The 19,169-nt window shown below is 70.6% G+C and carries 19 protein-coding genes; 8 read left to right on the top strand and 11 right to left on the bottom strand.

Going from position 1 to position 19,169, the window contains the following annotated elements; translation table 11 throughout:
* Nucleotides 1–148: 148 nt before the first annotated feature.
* A complete protein-coding gene (locus ACFC3F_RS12125; RefSeq protein WP_376129872.1) occupies nucleotides 149–1,927 on the bottom strand; it encodes a DEAD/DEAH box helicase in 1,779 nt (592 codons plus the stop codon).
* Here ACFC3F_RS12125 and ACFC3F_RS12120 point away from each other — a divergent pair.
* Nucleotides 1,858–2,232, top strand: coding sequence for a PIN domain-containing protein (locus ACFC3F_RS12120; protein ID WP_376129869.1), 375 nt, complete (start codon nucleotides 1,858–1,860; stop codon nucleotides 2,230–2,232). The two genes, ACFC3F_RS12125 and ACFC3F_RS12120, sit on opposite strands and share 70 nt — an antisense overlap.
* 47 nt (nucleotides 2,233–2,279) lie before the next feature.
* Here ACFC3F_RS12120 and ACFC3F_RS12115 read toward each other — a convergent pair whose 3' ends face one another.
* The 4 genes from ACFC3F_RS12115 to ACFC3F_RS12100 are packed head-to-tail and all read right to left on the bottom strand — an operon-like array spanning nucleotide 2,280 to nucleotide 5,813.
* Nucleotides 2,280–2,867, bottom strand: coding sequence for a PadR family transcriptional regulator (locus ACFC3F_RS12115; protein WP_376129866.1), 588 nt, complete (start codon nucleotides 2,865–2,867; stop codon nucleotides 2,280–2,282).
* 14 nt (nucleotides 2,868–2,881) lie between these two features.
* Entirely contained in the window at nucleotides 2,882–4,090 is a 1,209-nt protein-coding gene (locus ACFC3F_RS12110; RefSeq protein ID WP_376129864.1) for an ABC transporter permease, read from the bottom strand.
* Complete coding sequence (locus ACFC3F_RS12105; protein WP_376129881.1) at nucleotides 4,087–4,848, bottom strand: ABC transporter ATP-binding protein; 762 nt, start codon at nucleotides 4,846–4,848, stop codon at nucleotides 4,087–4,089. Before ACFC3F_RS12105 ends, ACFC3F_RS12110 begins: the two co-directional genes overlap by 4 nt.
* Nucleotides 4,845–5,813: an efflux RND transporter periplasmic adaptor subunit gene (locus tag ACFC3F_RS12100; protein WP_376129861.1), complete on the bottom strand. Its 969-nt coding sequence runs from the start codon at nucleotides 5,811–5,813 to the stop codon at nucleotides 4,845–4,847. Before ACFC3F_RS12100 ends, ACFC3F_RS12105 begins: the two co-directional genes overlap by 4 nt.
* A 173-nt stretch (nucleotides 5,814–5,986) precedes the next feature.
* Here ACFC3F_RS12100 and secA point away from each other — a divergent pair, with 173 nt between their 5' ends.
* Nucleotides 5,987–8,809 (top strand): preprotein translocase subunit SecA, encoded by a 2,823-nt coding sequence (gene secA, locus ACFC3F_RS12095; RefSeq protein ID WP_376129858.1) that lies wholly within the window; start codon nucleotides 5,987–5,989, stop codon nucleotides 8,807–8,809.
* A 175-nt stretch (nucleotides 8,810–8,984) separates the two neighbouring features.
* Nucleotides 8,985–10,208 carry a pyridoxal phosphate-dependent aminotransferase gene (locus ACFC3F_RS12090; protein WP_376129855.1) on the top strand — a complete coding sequence of 408 codons (1,224 nt, stop codon included), beginning with the start codon at nucleotides 8,985–8,987 and terminating at the stop codon, nucleotides 10,206–10,208.
* Between the two features lie 155 nt (nucleotides 10,209–10,363).
* On the opposite strand, the gene ACFC3F_RS12085 is transcribed toward ACFC3F_RS12090, so the two are convergent.
* Nucleotides 10,364–10,804 carry an Rv3235 family protein gene (locus ACFC3F_RS12085; protein ID WP_376129852.1) on the bottom strand — a complete coding sequence of 147 codons (441 nt, stop codon included), beginning with the start codon at nucleotides 10,802–10,804 and terminating at the stop codon, nucleotides 10,364–10,366.
* 129 nt (nucleotides 10,805–10,933) lie between these two features.
* On the opposite strand from ACFC3F_RS12085, the gene ACFC3F_RS12080 reads away from it, so the two are divergent.
* The gene (locus ACFC3F_RS12080; protein ID WP_376129849.1) at nucleotides 10,934–11,524 is read left to right on the top strand and encodes a hypothetical protein; all 591 of its coding nucleotides are present in this window, start codon (nucleotides 10,934–10,936) and stop codon (nucleotides 11,522–11,524) included.
* Nucleotides 11,525–11,530: 6 nt separating this feature from the next.
* Here ACFC3F_RS12080 and ACFC3F_RS12075 read toward each other — a convergent pair whose 3' ends face one another.
* The gene (locus ACFC3F_RS12075; RefSeq protein WP_376129846.1) at nucleotides 11,531–11,812 is read right to left on the bottom strand and encodes a helix-turn-helix domain-containing protein; all 282 of its coding nucleotides are present in this window, start codon (nucleotides 11,810–11,812) and stop codon (nucleotides 11,531–11,533) included.
* 98 nt (nucleotides 11,813–11,910) lie between these two features.
* Here ACFC3F_RS12075 and ACFC3F_RS12070 point away from each other — a divergent pair, with 98 nt between their 5' ends.
* Genes ACFC3F_RS12070 through ACFC3F_RS12060 form a run of 3 tightly spaced genes read left to right on the top strand, consistent with a single transcriptional unit; the run spans nucleotide 11,911 to nucleotide 15,292 of the window.
* On the top strand, nucleotides 11,911–12,540 hold the full coding sequence (locus ACFC3F_RS12070) for an SAF domain-containing protein (RefSeq protein ID WP_376129844.1): 630 nt from the start codon (nucleotides 11,911–11,913) through the stop codon (nucleotides 12,538–12,540).
* Nucleotides 12,537–13,778, top strand: a complete 1,242-nt coding sequence (locus ACFC3F_RS12065) for a CpaE family protein (protein WP_376129841.1) — start codon at nucleotides 12,537–12,539, stop codon at nucleotides 13,776–13,778. The genes ACFC3F_RS12070 and ACFC3F_RS12065 overlap by 4 nt, the downstream gene beginning before the upstream one ends.
* 26 nt (nucleotides 13,779–13,804) lie before the next feature.
* Nucleotides 13,805–15,292 (top strand): sensor histidine kinase, encoded by a 1,488-nt coding sequence (locus tag ACFC3F_RS12060; RefSeq protein ID WP_376129838.1) that lies wholly within the window; start codon nucleotides 13,805–13,807, stop codon nucleotides 15,290–15,292.
* Between the two features lie 63 nt (nucleotides 15,293–15,355).
* Here ACFC3F_RS12060 and ACFC3F_RS12055 read toward each other — a convergent pair whose 3' ends face one another.
* Nucleotides 15,356–15,604 carry a WhiB family transcriptional regulator gene (locus tag ACFC3F_RS12055; protein WP_194425087.1) on the bottom strand — a complete coding sequence of 83 codons (249 nt, stop codon included), beginning with the start codon at nucleotides 15,602–15,604 and terminating at the stop codon, nucleotides 15,356–15,358.
* Nucleotides 15,605–15,818: 214 nt separating this feature from the next.
* Here ACFC3F_RS12055 and ACFC3F_RS12050 point away from each other — a divergent pair, with 214 nt between their 5' ends.
* On the top strand, nucleotides 15,819–16,229 hold the full coding sequence (locus ACFC3F_RS12050) for a histidine kinase (RefSeq protein WP_376129836.1): 411 nt from the start codon (nucleotides 15,819–15,821) through the stop codon (nucleotides 16,227–16,229).
* 4 nt (nucleotides 16,230–16,233) lie between these two features.
* Here the strand turns inward: ACFC3F_RS12050 and bcp are convergent, their stop codons facing one another.
* From bcp to aroA, 3 genes are read right to left on the bottom strand one after another with little or no spacing between them, the layout of a single operon-like run.
* On the bottom strand, nucleotides 16,234–16,698 hold the full coding sequence (bcp, locus tag ACFC3F_RS12045) for a thioredoxin-dependent thiol peroxidase (protein ID WP_376129834.1): 465 nt from the start codon (nucleotides 16,696–16,698) through the stop codon (nucleotides 16,234–16,236).
* A gap of 21 nt (nucleotides 16,699–16,719) precedes the next feature.
* On the bottom strand, nucleotides 16,720–17,763 hold the full coding sequence (rsgA, locus tag ACFC3F_RS12040) for a ribosome small subunit-dependent GTPase A (RefSeq protein ID WP_376129831.1): 1,044 nt from the start codon (nucleotides 17,761–17,763) through the stop codon (nucleotides 16,720–16,722).
* Nucleotides 17,760–19,127 carry a 3-phosphoshikimate 1-carboxyvinyltransferase gene (gene aroA / locus ACFC3F_RS12035; RefSeq protein ID WP_376129828.1) on the bottom strand — a complete coding sequence of 456 codons (1,368 nt, stop codon included), beginning with the start codon at nucleotides 19,125–19,127 and terminating at the stop codon, nucleotides 17,760–17,762. Before aroA ends, rsgA begins: the two co-directional genes overlap by 4 nt.
* Nucleotides 19,128–19,169: the final 42 nt, after the last annotated feature.

Below are 19,169 nucleotides of genomic sequence, written 5' to 3'. Positions count from 1 at the left end.
CGCCGAGACAGCGGGTGAACCCCACGGTCTCGGCGCGCCGTTGCAGTCTCGCGGTGAGGGATGCCGCGGGGTCGCGGCATCCGCTCGGGTCGAGTGCGCCGGGGTGCGGGTCAGGCGCCGGGGTGCGGGTCCGGCGCCGGGGTGCGGGTCAGGCGTCGTCGGCGGCCTTGTGGCGGGGCTTGCGGGCGGGACGGTCGTCGGGCGCGGCGTCGCGGTGCCCGCGGTCGTCGCGGTACGAGCCCCGACGGTCGTCCCGACGCGCGCGGTCGTCGCGGTCGTCCCGGCGCCGCGAGGGGCCGCCGGTGTCGGGGCGCAGCTCGATCAGCTTGCCCGAGATGCGGGTGTCGGCCAGGCGTGAGAGTGTGTCGCGCGGCAGGTCGGCCGGCAGCTCGACGAGCGAGAAGTCCGGTCGGATCTGGATCGCGCCGAAGTCGTCGCGGCGCAGGCCGCCCTCGTTGGCGAGTGCACCGACGATCTGCCGCGGCTCGACGCGGTGGCGCTTGCCGACGGCGATGCGGTACGTCGCCATGCCCTCGCGCGACCGGCGTGGGCCGCGGTCACCGCGCTCGGGCCGGTCGCCGCGTTCGCGGTCGTCCCTGCTGCGGGCGGGACGTTCGGGCTCGGCCTCGAGCAGCAGCGGAACCTCGCCCTGCGCGACGACGGCGAGGGCTGCGGCCACATCGACCTCGGGCACGTCGTGGTGGCGCACGTAGTGGGCGACGATGTCGCGGAACCGCTCGACGCGGGCGGTCTCGCCGAGGGCGGCGGTGATCCGGTCGTCGAACCGCGAGAGCCGCGTGACGTTGACCTCGTCGACGCTCGGCAGCTGCATCTCGGTGAGCTCCTGGCGGGTTGCGCGCTCGATCGCCCGGACCAGCCCGCGCTCGCGCGGCGTGACGAAGCTGATCGCGTCGCCGGAGCGTCCGGCCCGCCCCGTGCGGCCGATGCGGTGCACGTAGGACTCGGTGTCGGTGGGGATGTCGAAGTTCACGACGTGCGAGATCCGCTCGACGTCGAGGCCGCGGGCGGCGACGTCGGTCGCGACGAGGATGTCGAGCTTGCCCGACTTCAACTGGTTGACCGTGCGCTCGCGCTGCACCTGCGCGACGTCGCCGTTGATCGCGGCGGCGGAGTATCCGCGCGCGCGCAGCTTCTCGGCGATCTCCTCGGTGACGCTCTTGGTGCGGCCGAACACGATCATGCCGTCGAAGTTCTCGACCTCGAGGATGCGCGTGAGGGCGTCCATCTTCTGCGCGAACGAGACGATCAGATAGCGCTGCGTCGTCTTGGACGAGGTGGTCGTCTTGGACTTGACCGTGATCTCTTCGGGATCGTTCAGGTACTGCTTCGAGATGCGGCGGATCGCGGCGGGCATCGTCGCCGAGAACAGGGCGACCTGCTTCGTGTCGGGGGTCTCGGCGAGGATCGTCTCGACGTCTTCGGCGAAGCCCATCTTGAGCATCTCGTCGGCTTCGTCGAGCACGAGGAAGCGCAGCTCCGACAGGTCGAGCGTGCCCTTGTCGAGGTGATCCATGATGCGACCGGGGGTGCCCACGACGATGTGCACGCCGCGGCGCAGGGCCGACAGCTGCACGCCGTACCCCTGCCCGCCGTACACCGGCAGGACATGCACGCCCTTCAGGTGCGACGCGTACTTCTCGAACGCCTCGCACACCTGCAGTGCCAGTTCGCGCGTCGGAGCGAGCACGAGCGCCTGCGGAGTCTTCTGCTCGATGTCGAGCCGGTCGATGATCGGCAGCGCGAAGGCGGCCGTCTTGCCCGTGCCGGTCTGCGCGAGTCCGACGACGTCACGCCCGTCGAGCAGCGTCGGGATCGTGGCCGCCTGAATCGCCGACGGTGTCTCGTATCCGACGTCGCGCAGGGCCTTCAGCGCCGCGTCACCGAGCCCGAGGTCGGCGAACGTCATCGGCGCGGGCTCGGCAGGAGCCTCGACATCGATCGGGTCTTGATCTGTGGACACAGTTCAGGGTACCCGGGCACTCTGCGCGACGCGTCAGTTCCGGATGGACGGTCGAATACGTCGCGCGCGTGCTCCCGGTCGACGCCGACGTGGCCATCATCGCGGCGTCGCTGCACGTTCCCGATCCCAGGCCGCTCGCCGATTCCTTCATCGCCGCGACGGCGCTGCATCACAATCTCACGGTCGTCACGCGCAACACCAAAGACTTCGCGCCGCTCGGTGTGCGGGTGCTCGATCCGTGGAAGGGCTGACGCGGCTCACGTGATCGCGGTGCGCCGTCTGCCCGACTCCGACGTGCTCACTCCGCCGCCGGTCGCCCGCGCTTGGGGCGCTCGGTGGACAGCGACAGCTCGAGGGCGTGTTCCGGATGCTGCGCCAGTCGCTGCTCGACGTGATCGAGCCAGCGCACCTCGGCCTCGGCCGCGAAGATCATCGAGTCCACGACGAGCGCCCAGGCGAGCTCTTCGGGCCCCTCGGGATTCGCGCCGGCGTACCTCGCGCGGTTGAGCGACTGCAGCCGCGCGAGGGATGAGCGCCGCTGCGCCTGGATGATCCCGGCGACATCGACGCCCGGCAGGGTCGCGGCGACCGCCAGCTTGATCGCGAGCTCGTCGCGCGTGCCCTGACCGCGCTCCACGGGCGAGTCGAGCCAATCGCGCACGGCCGCCGTGCCGGCATCCGTGATCTGCCAGTAGACGTGCCCGTGTTCGTCGACGTCGTCCTTCACGACGAGGCCGTCGCGCTCGAGTCGGTCGAGCGTGTTGTAGATCTGACCGACGTTGAGCGGCCAGGTCGACCCCGTGCGCCGGTCGAACTCGGCGCGCAGCTGGTAGCCGTAGCACGGCCCCTGATCGAGGATCGCGAGCAGACTCTGCCGGACGGACATGATGACTCCTTGCGTCAGAACCGCAGCGCGTCGATGACCTTCGCGCGCACGGCGACCAGAGCGGGGATGAAGCCGGCCAGCGCACCGATCGCGACGGCGGCGATGAGACCCGTGAGCGCGGCGCGCAGCGGGAAGGGCGGGATGTCCTGCATGCCGGGGAACATGTCGAGCACGAACTGGGCCCGCAGAACCACGATCGCGATCGCGATCCCGACGACGCCTGCGACGGCGGTCGCGACGACGCTCTCGAGCATGACCGACGTGAAGATGCGCCCCGCCGTCGCGCCGAAGCTGCGCCGCACGCCGATCTCGCGGATCCGCTGCCGCATCGCGACGAGCTGGATGTTGACCAGGCCGAGTCCTCCCAGCAGCAGCACGAGCGCCGCGATCGATCCCGTCACGAGCTCGAACACGACGGTGGATGCGGCCATGTCGGGGCGCGACCCCCAGTCGCTGCGCGACACCGACACGTCGGTGTTCTCGAGCCCCGCGCGAAGATCCATCGCGAGCACGGGGCCGAGATCGGCGACGATGTCCTCGCCGACCCAGAACTCCCACTGCGCGTAGACGTCGGGCGGCAGCGCGTCGACGCGCGCGGCGTACGCGTCGTAGAGGAGCGTGACCGACTTCTCTTCGTCGCCGGCGTACTGGCGCGGCGTCACACCGATCACAGCGTAGCTGCCACCCGCCTCGCCCTGCACGTCGAGCGTGAATCCGCTGCCGAGGTCGGGGCGGCCGAAGCTCTCCCACAGGGCCTCGGTCATGACGACCGGCGGCGCCAGCAGTTCGGCGTCGGCGTCGCGGAACCACCGTCCCTCGAGGAGGGGAGTGCGGTGGATGACGGGATGGGCCGGATCGACCAGGCGCGCCATGACGGCGCGCACCTGGTCGGGGGTCTGCACGTCGAGCATGAGCCCGTCGACGATGCGGGACGCGTGCGAGAAGTCGAAGCGCTCCGAGACGCGCTCGACGCGGTCGCCGAACGCCGCCCAGTCCATGGGCGAGCCGTCCGAGGTGTTCGCCGAGACGTTGATCGTCGCGACGCGGCCGCCCGAGCGGTCGGACTGCTCGGCGGCGAACTGCCGCTGGTACTCGCCGAACGCGACGACGGCGGTGATCGCACCGACCGACACGGCGATCCCGATGAGGCTCAGCAGCACCCGCAGCTTGTGGTGCCGCAGCTCGGACCAGGCGTCCGCGAGCGCGCCGATGACGCCGCTCACGAGCGGACTCCGGCGTCGCCGACCGCTTCGGCCGTCGTGACCGCCCCCAGCGCCGTCTCGCGGAAGGCGCGATCGAGACGCACGGGCGTGAGCACGCCCTCTTCGAGCCGGTAATGCCGTCGCGCCCGCGCCGCGACGTGCACGTCGTGCGTGATCGTCACGAGCGCGGCATCCGCTTCGGAGGCGATCTGGTCGAGCAGCGTCATGACGGCGCCGCCGGTCTCGACGTCGAGCGCACCCGTGGGCTCGTCGGCGAGGATGAGCGAGGGGCGCCGCACGAGCGCCCGCGCGATCGCGACGCGCTGCTGCTCGCCGCCGGACAGCTGCTCGGGGGTCGAGTCGATGCGGTGGCCCAATCCGACGCGTTCGAGCATGTCGGTCGCAACGCGCCGGCGCGTCCAGAACGCACGGCCGGAGGCGTAGCTGAGCGGCATCTCGACGTTCTCGAGCGCCGAGCGCCCCGCGAGCAGGTTGAACTGCTGGAAGACGAAGCCGACGTTGCGCCCGCGCAGACGATCGAGGGCGCCCTTGCGCATCCGGCCGACCGGCCGCTCGCGGAAGGACACCATGCCGTCGGTCGGGCTGTCCAGCATCCCGAGGATGTTCAGCAGCGTCGACTTGCCCGAGCCGCTGCGTCCGACGATCGACACGTGGTCGCCCGCGGAGACATCGAGGTCGATTCCGCGCAGGATCTCGAGGCGCGAGTCGTCGGGCAGCAGGACGCTCTTGGTGACGCCCTCCAGACGGACGAGCGTCACCAACTCCACCCCTGCTCTTCGCAGTACTGGCCGCCCATGCCGTCGTCGTAGCAGACGGGCTCGTCGTCAGCGGTCAGACCGGGCACGAACTGGCGGATCTGCTCGCCCGCCTCGAGCCCTTCCGTGACCTCGACGACCGTGCCGTCACTCACCCCGAGCGTCACGGACCGTTCTTCGGGTGTGCCGCCGTCGCCGGCATCCACCCACACGACACCCGTTCCCGATCCGCCCTTGACGGCCGTCGTCGGCACGAGCAGGGCGTCTTCGACCGTGCCGACGGTGATGTCGAGCGTCGCCTGCAGCCCCGCGAACACGACCTGGTCGGCCGGGATGGCGCACCGCACGCTCGTCGCGCCGTCCTCGGCGACCTGCACCGCCAAGCCCGTGCACGTGAACGGCTCGGGGCCGCCCTGGATCGTGACGGATGCCTCGCGGGGAGCGTCGATCAGCCGGTACAGCTGCACGGGCTGCACCGTGCTGAGCACGTGGTAACGCGCCGGTGTGAGCTGCGCGAGCTCGCCGCCGACCGAGGCCGTCTGGCCCTTCACGATGTCGAGCACCGTGAGGTCGCCGGCTTCGGGGGCGACGACGTCGATCAGCCGCTCGGGGGAGGCCTGCTTGATGGTGAAGAGCACCTGCCCCGCCGTGACCGCCTGGCCGGCCGCGACATGGACCGTGGCCACGGTGCCGTCGATCTCGGAGCGGATCGAGAACGCGGCATCCCGTGCCACCGTGCCCGACAGGCTCAGCTCGTTGACGACGGAACCGCGTTCGGCCACGACGATCGAGTCGGCGATCTGCGCCGTCGGCTCGACGGCCGCTTCGGTGCGGTCGGGGAAGAACGCGAGCTTGACGAGGGCGGCGGCGATCGCCGAGAACACGATGACCATGAGGATCGGGAAGACCCAGCGGCGCCAGACGATCATGAGAACCTTTCCGGCGCGGACGCCCGGGGTGCGATGCATACCCTGTATCTAGTTTCTGAGAATACATATCCGGGATGCCGCGCGGCGATGACACGCACACAGCGCACGCAAAGATCACAGCCCAGTAACATGGGGAGGTATGCCCGGGCGCACTGCGCGCCCGCCCGGCACTGGCGCCGACCGGTGCCCGACCCGACAGATGGAGATGCCCCGTGGCCAACCCTCTCGAGAAACTGCTCCGCGCCGGCGAGGGACGCATCCTTCGCCGACTTCAGCAGGTCGTGAAGGGCGTCAACGCCCTCGAAGAGGACTACGAGCACCTCACCGACGAGGAGCTGCGCAGCGAGACCGCCGAGCTGCGCGCGCGGCACGAAGCGGGCGAGACCCTCGACCAGCTCATGCCCGAAGCGTTCGCCGCCGTCCGTGAGGCGGCCAAGCGCACGCTCGGTCAGCGCGCGTACGACGTGCAGATCATGGGTGGCGCGGGCCTGCACCTGGGCAACATCGCCGAGATGAAGACCGGTGAGGGCAAGACGCTCACCGGTGCCTTCCCCGTCTACCTGAACGCGATCGCCGGCAAGGGCGTGCACGTCATCACGGTCAACGACTACCTCGCGTCGTATCAGGCCGAGCTCATGGGTCGCATCTACCGCGCCCTCGGCATGACGACGGGCACGATCGTCGCCGGCCAGACGCCCGAAGTGCGCCGTGAGCAGTACAACGCCGACATCACCTACGGCACCAACAACGAATTCGGCTTCGACTACCTGCGCGACAACATGGCCTGGCGCAAAGAAGACCTCGTGCAGCGCGGTCACTTCTTCGCGATCGTCGACGAGGTCGACTCGATCCTCATCGACGAGGCCCGTACTCCGCTCATCATCTCGGGCCCGTCCTCGGGCGAGGCCAACCGCTGGTTCCTCGAGTTCGCGAAGATCGCCAAGACCCTCGAGGCCGGCGTCGACTACGAGGTCGACGAGAAGAAGCGCACGATCGGCGTGCTCGAGCCCGGCATCGAGAAGGTCGAGGACTACCTCGGCATCGACAACCTGTACGAGTCGGCGAACACCCCGCTCATCTCGTTCCTGAACAACTCGATCAAGGCGCTGGCCCTGTTCAAGCGCGACAGCGACTACGTCGTCATCAACGACGAGGTCATGATCGTCGACGAGCACACGGGCCGCATCCTCGCCGGACGACGCTACAACGAGGGCATCCATCAGGCGATCGAGGCGAAGGAGAACGTGCCGGTCAAGGCCGAGAACCAGACTCTCGCGACCGTCACGCTGCAGAACTACTTCCGCCTGTACGACAAGCTCGCCGGCATGACCGGTACCGCCGAGACCGAGGCGGCCGAGTTCATGTCGACCTACAAGCTCGGCGTCGTGCCCATCCCGACGAACAAGCCCATGATCCGCAAGGACCAGCCCGACCTCGTCTACAAGAACGAGCAGGCCAAGTTCGCCCAGGTCGTCGACGACATCGCCGAACGGCACGCGAAGGGCCAGCCGGTGCTGGTCGGCACGGTCAGCGTCGAGAAGAGCGAATACCTCTCGCGGCTGCTGGCGAAGAAGGGCGTCAAGCACGAAGTGCTCAACGCCAAGAACCACGCGCGTGAGGCCGAGATCGTCGCGCGGGCGGGGCGCCTGGGCGCCGTGACGGTCGCGACGAACATGGCCGGTCGTGGAACGGACATCATGCTCGGCGGCAACGCGGAGTTCCTCGCGGTGCAGGAGATGAAGGCGAAGGGCCTCGACCCCGTCGAGACGCCCGAAGAGTACGAAGCCGAGTGGGACGCCGTGTACGAGGCGACCCGCGACGTCGTCGCCGTCGAGGCGGCGAAGGTCGCCGAGGCGGGCGGGCTCTACGTCCTGGGCACGGAGCGGCACGAGTCGCGCCGTATCGACAACCAGCTGCGCGGTCGCTCGGGCCGTCAGGGCGACCCCGGCGAGAGCCGCTTCTACCTCTCGCTCACCGACGACCTGATGCGGCTGTTCCAGTCGGGGGCGGCCGAAGCGATCCTCTCGCGCACGAACTTCCCCGACGACGTCGCGATCGAATCCAGCATGGTCAGCCGCGCGATCAAGAGCGCGCAGAGCCAGGTCGAATCGCGCAACGCCGAGATCCGCAAGAACGTGCTCAAGTACGACGACGTGCTGAACCGCCAGCGCGAGGCGATCTACACCGACCGCCGTCACATGCTGCACGGCGATGACATCGCCGACCGCATCACGCACTTCATCGAGGACGCGATCGACGAGGTCATCAAGGAGCACACCGGCTCGGGACACAACGAGAGCTGGGACTTCGACTCGCTGTGGACCGAGCTCAAGACGCTGTACCCCGTCAGCGTGACGATCGACGAGGTCGTCGCCGAGGGTGCCGGCCGCAAGGGCGGCATCACGGCAGAGGGCCTCAAGCGGGAGATCCTCTCGGACGCGACGATCGCCTACCAGAAGCGCGAGGAGTCCCTCGGCGCACCGGCGATGCGCGAGCTCGAGCGGCGCGTCGTGCTGCAGGTGCTCGACCGCCGCTGGCGCGACCACCTCTACGAGATGGACTATCTCAAGGACGGCATCGGCCTGCGCGCCATGGCCCAGCGCGACCCGCTCATCGAGTACCAGCGCGAGGGCTTCGAGATGTTCCAGTCGATGATGGGACAGATCAAGGAGGAGTCGGTCGGCTACCTCTACAACCTCGAGGTCGAGGTGCGCTCCCAGGGCGACGGAGAGGGCGCGGAGGTCACGCAGGTCGAGGCGAAGGGCCTGGGTGCAGCATCCGTCGACGCGCAGCGCCTGCAGTACTCGGCGGCCAATGACGCCGGCGAGGTCGAGGTGCGCAACGAGCGCGGACAGGTGCAGCGCGCGGCGACCGACAAGCTGCGCCAGGCGGCAGCCGCGGCCGGGCCCGCGCAGCCCGCACCCACCCAGCCCCAGGGCCCTCGCGGTGCCTTCGGCCAGCGCACGGATGCCGCAGCCGCCCCCGCACCCGCTCCGCAGAACCGCGCCGACCGCCGCGCGAGCAAGAAGAAGTAGCCCGCCCTCTTTTCCGGTGAGACTGCATCGGGGCGCCGAGACAGTGGGTATTACCCGCAGTCTCGGCGCCCCGATGCGGTTTCGCGGTCATGGGGGATGCCGCGTGGGTGAGGCCGCGGCGCTGAGGTGCAGCATCCGGCGCTGAGGGTGCAGCATCCGGCGCTAGTCTGAATCGATGAGTCTGCGCCCCCTCGACCAGTCCGGAAAGCTGAAAGACGTCCTGTACGAGATCCGCGGGCAGGCGCTCGTCGAGGCCGATCGGCTCGAGGCCGAGGGCCACACGATCCTCAAGCTCAACACGGGCAACCCCGCCGTGTTCGGGTTCGAGGCGCCGTTCCAGATCGTGCGCGACATGATCGATTCGATACCGCACGCGCACGGCTACAGCGACAGCAAGGGCATCATGTCGGCGCGGCGGGCGGTCGTGTACCGCTACGAGCAGGACCCGACCTTTCCCGCGTTCGGCCCCGAGGACGTGTACCTCGGCAACGGGGTGTCCGAGCTCATCACGATGGTGATGCAGGCGCTGCTCGACGAGGGCGACGAGGTGCTCATCCCCGCGCCGGACTACCCGCTGTGGACGGCGATGACCAGCCTCGGCGGCGGCACGCCCGTGCACTACCTCGCCGACGAGCAGAACGGCTGGCAACCCGATCTCGACGACATCCGGGCCAAGGTGACACCGCGCACGAAGGCGATCGTCGTCATCAACCCGAACAACCCCACGGGAGCGGTGTACTCGCGCGACGTCCTCGAGGGGATCGCGCAGATCGCGCGGGAGCACTCGCTGCTGGTGCTCTCGGATGAGATCTACGACCGGATCCTGTTCGACGATGCCGTGCACATCCCGATGGCATCCGTCGCGCCGGATCTGCTCGTGCTCACCTTCAACGGCCTGTCCAAGACGTATCGCGTCGCCGGATACCGCTCGGGCTGGCTCGTGCTCACCGGGCCGAAGGGGCATGCCCGCGGGTTCATCGAAGGCATCACGCTGCTCGCGTCGACTCGGCTGTGCCCCAACGTTCCCGCACAGCATGCCGTGCAGGCGGCCCTCTCGGGAGTGCAGTCCATCGATGCGATGCTCGCGCCATCGGGGCGCCTGCACGAGCAGAGGGATGCCGCGTGGCAGGGCCTCGAGGCGATTCCCGGCGTCTCGTGCGTCAAGCCCCGGGGGGCGCTGTACGCGTTCCCGCGGCTCGATCCCGAGGTGCACGAGATCCACGACGACGGCAAGCTCGTCTACGACTTCCTGGTCGCCGAGCACGTGCTGCTCGTGCAGGGCACGGGCTTCAACTGGGCTTCGCCCGACCACTTGCGGATCGTCACGCTGCCCGAAGCACGTGTGCTCGCCGAGGCCGTCGAGCGCCTCGGCAACTTCCTCTCGTCGTACCGCCAGTAGCCGCCGCCCCCGCCGTAGCCCGTGACCACGAGACTGCAACGGCGCGCCGAGACCGTGGGCTTTACCCGCAGTCTCGGCGCCCCGTTGCAGTCTCGCCGTCTTGAGTCGCTGATCAGGGCGGCGCGACCGGGTGGCGGCCGAGACGGGGCGCCGGGCTAGAGAAGGGCGAGAGACGTCGCGCGCCACCGGCCGTCCATGCCCTCCAGGCGCAGAGCGACGGCGCGCGTACGGGCGGGACCCTGCACGATGACGACCGATTCCACGACGCCGTCGGCGGGGGACTGGTGCCGCACCGAGGTCAGCGCGTGCACGGGACGACGCGCTGGGATGCCGCGGGCCGAGCGCGCCCGGGCGGCGAGGTTCGCCCGGGCGACGAGCCGGCGGTAGGGGTCCTCGGTGAGCCAGCGCGCGAGCTGGTCGACGTCGCGCACCCCCGCGAACACCTCGAGCACACCCCGCGTCAGGTTGCGCAGGAGGGGCTCCGGGTCGGGGAGGACGGTGGACGAGGTGCGCTGCGGCGCGAAGAACTTCGACAGCTCCCATGCGTCGGCGGGCGGGACGAAGGCGCGGGCGCTGCCCGCGGGCGACGTTGCCATGCGGTGCCTTACTTGGCCAGGGGGGATGCCACGCAGAAGTACAGCACATCCCCGAGCGCCCCGACGAACCGAGCGGCGATCTGTGGACAACTCGTGACGCACTCGTGACCGGTGCCGTACTCTGCCCGGGTGCGCTGGGACCGATTCTTCGACGACCTCGAAGACCAGATCGCCTCGGAATGGGAGGCCGAACGCGCCGCGCTGGCCACCGAGGCCGAGCGTCTGCAGCGCTCGGGCCTCTCGCTGCGCGAGCGCCTCACGGCCGTCCAGGGCGTCTCTGCCGCGGTCGACCTCGCCGACGGCACCGCCGTCGCCGCCCGCGTGCGAGCCGTCGGTGCGGACTGGGTCGGGCTCGACCTCGACGACACCCCGAGACGAGCGCTCGTCGTGCCGTTCGCCTCGATCCGCAGCATCGGGATGCCGCACGCCGACCTGCTGCGCAGCGCCCGGCCCGCCGGTACCGCTCCCGACCGGCTCGCGGAGCGACAGACGTTCGGATACGTGCTGCGTGACGTCGCGCGCCGGCGGATCGGCGTCACGATCCGCCTCACGGGCGAGCGGCTGCTCACCGGGACGATCGACCGTGCCGGCGCCGACCACCTCGATCTCGCGGTGCACGAGCCGGGCGAAGCCCGGCGCGCCGATGCCGTGACGGCGCATCGCGTCGTGCCGTCGTGGGCGATCGTGTGGGTGCGGCTCGAAGCCCGGCTCGAGTACTGAGCCCCCTCAGTCGGTGTGGCGGACCGGCCCGGTGCCCCACAGCTCGGGGAAGCTGGCCTCTTGCGACTGGTTCCACAGCGCGGCCCGGCGTGCGATCTCGGCTTGCGCGTCGAGGTAGTCGGAGATGCTCGCCTGGTCGATCCGCCACTGCGCCGACGCGCCGACCCGCACGCCGCGCAGTTCGGCGCGCTGCACGAGATCGAGCACCTCATCGACCGACACGGCGAGGATCTCGGCCGCCTGCGCGAGCGCGAGCAGGCGCGTCTCGGGCGTCGGGGTGCGGGGCATGGTCCCATTATCGCGGCCTCGCGCGAGGGCGCCGGGGCACGGGCTCGGCCTGTGGATAACCGCGGGAGCCCACCCGCGCGCTGTCTCACGATGGAGGCATGACCGCTGTCGAACACACCCGCGCGCCGCGTCGCGCCCCGTGGGCGGATGCCCGCTTCCTCCTCGGCATCCTGCTCATCGTCGCCTCCGTCCTCGGCGTCTGGTTCGTCGTGAGCGCGGCGCGTCAGACCGACGCGATGCTCGCGGCCTCCCGCACGATCGTCGCGGGGCAGATCGTCTCGGCCGACGACGTCCGCGTCGTCGAGGTCGCCCTCGGGCAGGCCGGCACGACGTATCTCGCCGACGGCGCCCTCGAGCCCGGCGTCGTCGCGACGCGCACGGTGGCGCGGGGTGAGCTCATCCCGCGCTCGGCCGTCGGCGATGCGTCGGCGTCGCGCACGACGAGCGTCGTCGTGCGCAGCGCAGCCGACGTGCCTGCCGTCGTCGGGCCCGGCTCGGTGGTCGAGGTGTGGGCCGCACCGCTCGTCGAGCGGGGACTCTACGACCCGCCGCGCATCCTCGTCGCCGATGCGACCGTCGCACGGGTCGAGCGCGACGAGTCGATGATGGGCGGCGGTGCGGCGTCGGTCGAGCTCTCGATTCCGCGCGCCGACGTCGCGACGGTGCTCGCCGCGATCGCCGACCAGTCCGCGGTTTCGGTCGTGCCGTCGGCGGGGAGCAGCCGATGAGGGTGATCGTCGCCGTCGACGAGCCGCACGGCTCGCGCCTCGCGGCCGGGCTCGTGCGCGAGGACGTCGACGTCGTCGACGTGGTCGCGGCATCCGCCCCCGCCCGCGCCGTCGGCGGCGCGCACGACCCGAATGCCGCGCCTGCCGCGAACGCGATCGACGACGCGGACATCCTCGTGCTCGAGACGCACCGCGCATCGGCCACGGCGGCGCTCGTGGCGGCATGCGACCGTGCCGGGGTGCGGATCGTGCCGATCGGGTCGACGACGGATGCCGCGCGCACGGCGGCCCTGTTCGGCTTCGACGACGTCCGTCCCCTCGACATCGAACCGTGGCGGCTCGCGGCGGCGCTCGCGGCGCCGCCGGTTCGAGCCGCCGAGGCGGCGGAGCCGGTGCCGGGGCCGCGCACGATCGTCGTGTGGGGTCCTGCCGGTGCCCCGGGCCGGACGACCCTGTCGATCGAGCTCGCCGTCGAGCTCGCCCGCGGCGGCCGCCGTGTCGCGCTCGTCGATGCCGACACCCACGCCCCGTCGATCGCGATCGCCCTCGGCCTGGCCGACGAAGGGCCCGGGTTCGCGGCGGCGTGCCGGCAGTCCGAGCTCGGCGGCCTCGATCCGCGCGAGCTCATGCGGATCAGCCTGCCGCTGGGCCGCAGCGGCGTCGACGTGCTCACGGGCATCAACCGGCCGTCGCGGTGGCCCGAGCTGACCGCCTCACGGGTCGCCGCCGCACTGACGGTGTGCCGCGAGTGGGCCGACTACACCGTCGTCGACGTCGCTTCCTCGCTCGAGCGCGACGAGGAGATCGTGAGCGACCTCGACGGTCCACGGCGCAACGCCGCGACCCTCGCAGCGCTCGAGCGGGCCGACGCGGTGGTCGCGGTCGCGAAGGCGGACCCGGTCGGTGTCGCGCGGTTCCTGCGCGCGCACGACGAGCTGCGGGCAGCCGTCGGACCGACCCCCGTCGCGGTGATCGCGAACGGGCTGCGACCCGGTGCCCTCGGCATCGACGCGCGCGGACAGGTGCGACGCACGCTCGAGCGCTTCGGCGGCATCCGCGACGTGTGGTTCGTGCCCCAGGACCCGCGTTCGGCGGATGCTGCGCTGCTGGCCTCGCGTCCCATCGCCGAGGTCGCTCCGAAGTCGCCCCTGACGCTGGCGCTGCGGCGGTTCGTCGGCGACGCGCTCGTGCCCGCGGCACGCGCGGCTCGCCCGACGTCGCGTCGCCGCGCGGCCTGAACGCCTGCACGCCCTACGCTGGAGGCGTGTCGACCCTCAGCGATCTCGTGTATGCCCAGGGCCGCTCCAGCGCGGCAGACGTCGAATGGCTTCACCGCCTCGCGGGCGACGGGCAGCTGCTCGCCGATCTCGCCTTCGCCGACATCGTCATCTGGGTGCCGACCCGCGACGACTCCTTCGTCGCGATCGGGCACACCCGGCCCGGCGGTGCGGCGACCCTGTTCTACCGCGACATCGTCGGGGATCACGTCCGTCCGCAGTGGCGGACGCAGGTTCGCGAGGCCTTCCAGACCGCGCGCATCGTCGACTCCGCATCGCCCGACTGGTTCGAAGAGACACCCACACGGGTGCGTGCCGTGCCGATCGTGCGACGGGCCAACGGCGAGGAACCGCAGACGATCGGCGTGCTGACGCGGCACACCAACCTCGGCGAGGCGCGCACCCCCAGCCGCCAGCAGATCACGTTCAACGATTGCGCCGACGACGTGTTCGGCATGATCGCGTCGGGGGAGTTCCCCGACCTCGAAGCTCCCGCCGCGCCGCGCCGCGGTGCGCCGCGCGCCTCGGACGGGCTCATCCGCCTCGACGTCGACGGGATCACGACGTTCGCGAGCCCGAACGCGCTGTCGGCCTTCATCCGCCTCGGCTTCGACGACGAGCTCGAAGGCGAATCCCTCATCGAGGTCGTGACGCAGATCCTCCCGGCCAAGCGCCAGTTCGACGAGACCCTTCCCGTCGTCGTGACCGGCCGCGCCCCGTGGCGCACCGACCTCGAGGCGCGCGGGGTCACCGTGTCGCTGCGCACGATCCCGCTCTGGGACCACGGCGCACGGATCGGCGCGATCGTGCTGTGCCGCGACGTCACCGAGATCCGGCACCAGGAGCAGGAGCTCATCACGAAAGACGCGACGATCCGCGAGATCCACCATCGCGTCAAGAACAATCTGCAGACCGTCGCATCGCTGCTGCGGATCCAGGCGCGCCGCTCGCACTCGGAAGAGGCGCGCGAGGCGCTCACGCAGGCCATGCGCCGCGTGACGGCGATCGCCGTCGTGCACGACACCCTGTCGGAGGGGCTCGCCCAGAACGTCGATTTCGACGACGTCTTCGAACGCGCCCTCAAACTGATCGCCGAAGTCGCCGCCGCCCCGAGCACGCGTGCGCGGACCCGCACGACGGGGCGCTTCGGCACGCTGCCGAGCGAATACGCGACGCCGCTCGCGCTCGCCCTCACCGAACTCGTCACCAACGCCGTCGAGCACGGTCTGGCAGGCCAGGAGGGTGAGGTCGAGATCGTCGCCGAACGTTCCGACGAGCACCTGGCCGTCACGGTGCGCGATGACGGCGTGGGCCTGCCCGAGGGTCAGGTCGGGCGCGGGCTCGGCACGCAGATCGTGCGCACCCTGATCCAGGGCGAGCTCAGCGGAACGATCGACTGGCACACGGCGGTCGGAGCCGGCACCGAGGTCACGATCGACATCCCGCTGCGTTACATCGACCGCCCGCGCGGGTGAGAGTCAGCCCGCGCGGGTGAGAGTCCGCCCGCGCGGGTGAGAGTCAGCCCGCGCGGGTGCGGGTCAGGACGCGCGGCGAGCGCGTGCAGCGCGGCGCTTGAGTGCGCGACGCTCGTCTTCGGAGAGCCCACCCCAGACGCCGGAGTCTTGACCGCTTTCGAGGGCGTACTGCAGACAGACCTCGGTGACGGTGCAGCGAGCGCAGACCGCCTTAGCCTTCTCGATCTGGTCGACTGCCGGACCGGTGTTCCCGACGGGGAAGAACAGTTCGGGGTCGACGGTCAGGCAGGCGGCTTTGTCGCGCCAATCCATGGTTGTGCTCCTTGTTAGGGATGGTGTTTTTAGCGAGGTACTCGTTCGGGTCGGGTACCCTGTGGGAGTGCGAGATTGAACTCGCCCCACGTCGCTGTGGGAGCACACGGCTTTACCAATCGTCCCATAGCACATCGGTATGATCAAGAGATTTCCGTCGAGTTTCCTGCTAATTTTCGCCGTGAGTCCGTTTCGACCGAAAGAACCCTGAACGATGCGCCGACACCTCGTCAGCCGGATCGCGGCCGTGCTCGTGGGTCTCGAGGGTGCGGGGGTGCTCGTGCTCGCCGTGCTCGAGACCGGCGCGCTCGTCGCCGGCGACACCGAAGCCGTCAGCAGCGCGATCGCGCTGCTCGTGCTGACCGTCATCGGGGCCGCGGCGCTCCTCGCTTTCGCCGTCGCGATCTACCGCGGGCGCTCGTGGGGGCGCTCCGGCGGGATCGTGACGCAGCTGCTCATCCTCGCCGTCGCGCTCGGCGCGGCGACGGGGGCGTGGGCGAGCCCGACGGTGGCACTGGCGATCGCGGTGCCCGCCGTCGTCGTGTTCGTGCTGCTGGTTCTCGCGGCACGCGCCGCCGGACGCGTGGCATCCGACGAGGAGCCGTCGGCAGACGCCGCGGAGTGAGAGCTCAGACGCCGACGAGCGCGCGCACGCGCGCGACGTGTCCCGTCGCCTTGACGTTGTAGAGCGCGTGCTCGATGGAGCCCTCGGCGTCGATGACGAACGTCGAGCGGATGACTCCCTCGACGACCTTGCCGTAGTTCATCTTCTCGCCCCACGCGCCGTAGGCGGCGTGCACGGCGTGATCGGGATCGCTCAGCAGGTCGTAGGTCAGCGCGTCGCGTTCGCGGAAGCGCCGCAGCACGGCGGGCTCGTCACGCGAGATGCCGAGGACGGTGTAACCGGCCTGCTGCAGCGGGACGAGGCTGTCGCGGAAGTCGCACGCCTCGGTCGTGCACCCGGGCGTCATGGCCTTGGGGTAGAAGAAGACGATGACCTTGCCGCCGCGCAGATCGCGCAAGGACACGGTCGTGTCGTCCTGGTCGACGAGGGAAAAGTCGGGGGCGGGCTGGCCGGGCTCGAGACGGGTCACACGACCAGTCAACCACTCGCGTCAGGACTTGGCGAATGTCTCGAGCAGGCGCTGCAGCGAATCCAGCCGCGCGGCACCCGTCGGCCCGAGACGGCCCTCGTCCACGGCTTCGACGATCGCGCAGTCCGGTGCATCCGGAAGGTGCGTGCAGCCTCGCGGGCACTCCTCGGCGACGACGGCGAGGTCGGTGAAGGCCTTCAGGATGTTGGCGGTGTCGACGTGCCCGAGCCCGAACGAGCGCACACCCGGAGTGTCGATGACCCACCCCGCGCCGGTGGGTCCCCGATAGCGCAGCGAGACGGTCGAGCTCGACGTGTGGCGTCCGCGTCCCGTGACGACGTTGACGTGCCCCGTCGCACGCTTCGCATCGGGCACGAGGGCATTGACGAGGGTGGACTTGCCGACGCCGGAGTGCCCCACGAAGACGGTCGAATGCCCCGCGATCGCCGCGCCGACCCGCTCGACGGGCATTTCGTCGCGCGCGCTCGTGAAGACCTCGAGATCGAGGCCCTCGAAGTGCTCGAGGAACTCGCTCGGGTCGGCGAGGTCGGTCTTCGTCACGACGAGCAGGGGGCGGATGCCGGCATCCAGCGCCGCGACGAGATAACGGTCGACGAGCCTCGCGCGCGGTTCGGGATCGGCCGCCGCCACGACGACGAGCATCTGGTCGGCGTTGGCGACGACGACGCGTTCGACCTGGTCGGTGTCATCGGCGCTGCGGCGCAGCAGCGACGTGCGCTCCTGTATCCCGATGATGCGGGCGAGTGTCCCCTGGTCGCCCGACGCGTCGCCCACGACACGGGCGAGGTCGCCCGTCACGATGGGGGTCTTGCGCAGCTCGCGCGCCCGCACCGCGAGCACCGTGTGCTCATCGGGCTCGTCTTCGTCCACGAGCACCGTGTACCGCCCGCGGTCCACCCCGAGCACGCGTGCGATCCGCGCGTCGTCGTGCGCGGGGCGTCGCTTCGTGCGCGGCCGATTCGCCTTCGGATTGGGGCGGACGCGCACGCTCTGCTCGTCGAACTGCGGTTCGTCGTCTTCGTCGTCCTCCGCGAGCCAGCTCACGATGCGCGCTGCGCCTCGGGGTCGTCGGTCGTGTCGTCGCCGTCGAGCATGCCCCGCCACATGGCGGGGAACGCCGGCATCGTCTTGGCCGTCGTGCCGATGTCGTCGACCTCGATGTCGGGCACGGCCAGACCGATGAGGGCTCCCGTCGTGGCGAGGCGGTGGTCGTGATGGGCCGGCCACAGACCGCCGTGGAGGTCGCGCGGCACGATGCGGATGCCGTCCTCCATCTCGTGCGCTTCGCCGCCGATGGCACGCAGGTTGCCGATCAGCGCCGCGATGCGGTCGGTCTCGTGTCCGCGGATGTGCCCGATGCCGTACAGCGTGGTCGGCGACTCGGCGAACGCGGCGAGCGCGAAGATCGTCGGGGCGAGCTCGCCCGCGGTGGACAGATCGAGGTCGACGCCCTGGATCGAGGCTCCCGCCGAGACGGTGAGCGTGCCCGCGCGACGCGAGGTGCGCGCGCCCATGACGGTGAGGATGTCGGTGAGCATGTGGCCCGGCTGCGTCGAGTGAGCGGGCCATCCCGTGACCGACACCGAACCACCGGCGATCATCGCCGCCGCCAGGAACGGCGCCGCGTTGGACAGGTCGGGCTCGATCGCGACCTCTTTGCCGCGGACCGGTCCCGCCGGGACGACCCATTCGCCGGGAGCGGGGCGCTCGACGTGCACGCCGCGGTGCGCGAGGGCCTCGATCGTCATGTCGATGTGCGGCATGCTCGGCAGGCGGTCGCCGGTGTGCACGAGGTGCAGGCCGACATCGAAGCGCGCCGCGGCCAGCAGCAGGCCGGAGACGAACTGGCTCGAGCCGCTCGCGTCGATCGTGATCTCGCCGCCGCGCACGCGGCCGTGCCCGCGCACCGAGAACGGCAGCGACCACGTGCCGCCGTCGTCGATGTCCACGCCCACGTCGCGCAGCGCCTTGATCATGGCGCCCATGGGGCGATGCAGCGCGTTCTCGTCGGCGGTGAGGGTGATCTCTCCCGCGGCGAACCCGGCCAGCGGTGAGACGAAACGCATGACGGTGCCGGCCTGGCCGCAGTCGATCGTCGTGTCGCCGCGCAGCGGCCACGTCGGCGTCACGATGAGGTCGTCGCCGTAGCGGCCCTCGCCGGGCACGTGCTCGATGTGCACGCCGAGGACGCGCAGCGCCTCGATCATGTGCGCCGAATCCTCGGAGTGCAGCGGCGCGGTCAGGCGACTGGGGGAGTCGGCGATCGCGGCGAGGATCAGCTCTCGGTTGGTGAGCGACTTCGAGCCCGGGACGGTCACGGTCGCGCGCAGCGGTCCGCCGGCCAGGGGGGCGTGCCACCGGCCGCGCGAAGAGGTCACAGAAGAAGGGGAATACCCGTCGGCAGTCATCGGGTTCTACCCTACTGAACCCCGCTGCTCGTGCCGCGAGGA

Source organism: Microbacterium sp. NPDC055910 (assembly GCF_042271185.1).
Lineage (GTDB): Bacteria > Actinomycetota > Actinomycetes > Actinomycetales > Microbacteriaceae > Microbacterium.
Note: the sequence above shows the minus strand (reverse complement) of the source record. Positions and strands in the feature narration are given on the sequence as shown.

What these genes read in the sequence shown, in the direction of transcription:
- ACFC3F_RS12125 (WP_376129872.1), bottom strand. Translation starts at nt 1,927, where the DNA reads ATGACGTTCGCCGACCTCGGGCTCGGTGACGCGGCGCTGAAGGCCCTG.
- ACFC3F_RS12115 (WP_376129866.1), bottom strand. Translation starts at nt 2,867, where the DNA reads ATGTCCGTCCGGCAGAGTCTGCTCGCGATCCTCGATCAGGGGCCGTGC.
- ACFC3F_RS12100 (WP_376129861.1), bottom strand. Translation starts at nt 5,813, where the DNA reads ATGCATCGCACCCCGGGCGTCCGCGCCGGAAAGGTTCTCATGATCGTC.
- ACFC3F_RS12090 (WP_376129855.1), top strand. Translation starts at nt 8,985, where the DNA reads ATGAGTCTGCGCCCCCTCGACCAGTCCGGAAAGCTGAAAGACGTCCTG.
- ACFC3F_RS12085 (WP_376129852.1), bottom strand. Translation starts at nt 10,804, where the DNA reads ATGGCAACGTCGCCCGCGGGCAGCGCCCGCGCCTTCGTCCCGCCCGCC.
- ACFC3F_RS12075 (WP_376129846.1), bottom strand. Translation starts at nt 11,812, where the DNA reads ATGCCCCGCACCCCGACGCCCGAGACGCGCCTGCTCGCGCTCGCGCAG.
- ACFC3F_RS12070 (WP_376129844.1), top strand. Translation starts at nt 11,911, where the DNA reads ATGACCGCTGTCGAACACACCCGCGCGCCGCGTCGCGCCCCGTGGGCG.
- ACFC3F_RS12065 (WP_376129841.1), top strand. Translation starts at nt 12,537, where the DNA reads ATGAGGGTGATCGTCGCCGTCGACGAGCCGCACGGCTCGCGCCTCGCG.
- ACFC3F_RS12055 (WP_194425087.1), bottom strand. Translation starts at nt 15,604, where the DNA reads ATGGATTGGCGCGACAAAGCCGCCTGCCTGACCGTCGACCCCGAACTG.
- ACFC3F_RS12050 (WP_376129836.1), top strand. Translation starts at nt 15,819, where the DNA reads ATGCGCCGACACCTCGTCAGCCGGATCGCGGCCGTGCTCGTGGGTCTC.
- aroA (WP_376129828.1), bottom strand. Translation starts at nt 19,127, where the DNA reads ATGACTGCCGACGGGTATTCCCCTTCTTCTGTGACCTCTTCGCGCGGC.